General features: G+C 66.9%; 1 protein-coding gene. It reads left to right on the forward strand.

Annotated elements, in window-relative coordinates:
* Positions 1-1,190: B12-binding domain-containing protein (locus ACFWUY_RS41805; RefSeq protein ID WP_384122359.1), on the forward strand; the 1,190-nt coding region annotated here is incomplete at both ends.

A 1,190-nucleotide genomic window follows, 5' to 3' on the forward strand; every position in this document is an offset into this window, starting at 1 on the left:
ACCCGGCTCGCCCAGGAGCACGGCGCCGCGCTCATCGCCCTCACCATCGACGAGGAGGGCCAGGCCCGTACCGCCGAGCACAAGGTGGCCATCGCCGAACGGCTCATCGAGGACCTCACCGGCAACTGGGGGATCAGGGAGTCGGACATCCTCATCGACACCCTGACCTTCACCATCTGCACCGGCCAGGAGGAGTCGCGGAAGGACGGCATCGCCACCATCGAGGCGATCCGCGAGCTGAAGCGCCGCCGCCCGGACGTGCAGACCACCCTCGGCCTGTCCAACATCTCCTTCGGCCTGAACCCGGCCGCGCGGATCGTCCTCAACTCCGTCTTCCTCGACGAGTGCGTGAAGGCGGGCCTGGACTCGGCGATCGTCCACGCGAGCAAGATCCTGCCCATCGCCCGCTTCGACGACGAGCAGGTCACCACCGCCCTCGACCTGATCTACGACCGGCGGTCCGAGGGCTACGACCCGCTGCAGAAGCTGATGGCCCTCTTCGAGGGCGTCAACACCAAGTCGATGAAGGCCGGCAAGACCGAGGAACTCCTCGCGCTTCCGCTGGACGAGCGCCTCAAGCGCCGGATCGTCGACGGCGAGAAGAACGGCCTGGAGGCCGACCTCGACGAGGCGCTGGCCGCCCGGCCCGCCCTGGAGATCGTCAACGAGATCCTGCTCGACGGCATGAAGACCGTCGGCGAGCTGTTCGGCTCCGGCCAGATGCAGCTGCCGTTCGTGCTCCAGTCCGCCGAGGTCATGAAGACGGCCGTGGCCTACCTCGAACCGCACATGGAGAAGTCCGACGCGGACGGCAAGGGCACGATCGTCCTGGCCACCGTCCGCGGCGACGTCCACGACATCGGCAAGAACCTCGTCGACATCATCCTCTCCAACAACGGCTACAACGTCGTCAACATCGGCATCAAGCAGCCGGTCTCCGCGATCCTGGAAGCGGCCGAGGAGCACAAGGCCGACGTCATCGGCATGTCGGGTCTGCTGGTGAAGTCCACCGTGATCATGAAGGAGAACCTCCAGGAGCTGAACCAGCGCGAGCTGGCCGCCAAGTACCCGGTGATCCTCGGCGGCGCCGCCCTCACCAGGGCGTACGTCGAACAGGACCTGTACGAGATCTACCAGGGCGAGGTGCGGTACGCCCGCGACGCCTTCGAGGGCCTGCGCCTCATGGACGC

Source organism: Streptomyces sp. NPDC058664, assembly GCF_042716635.1.
Lineage (GTDB): Bacteria > Actinomycetota > Actinomycetes > Streptomycetales > Streptomycetaceae > Streptomyces.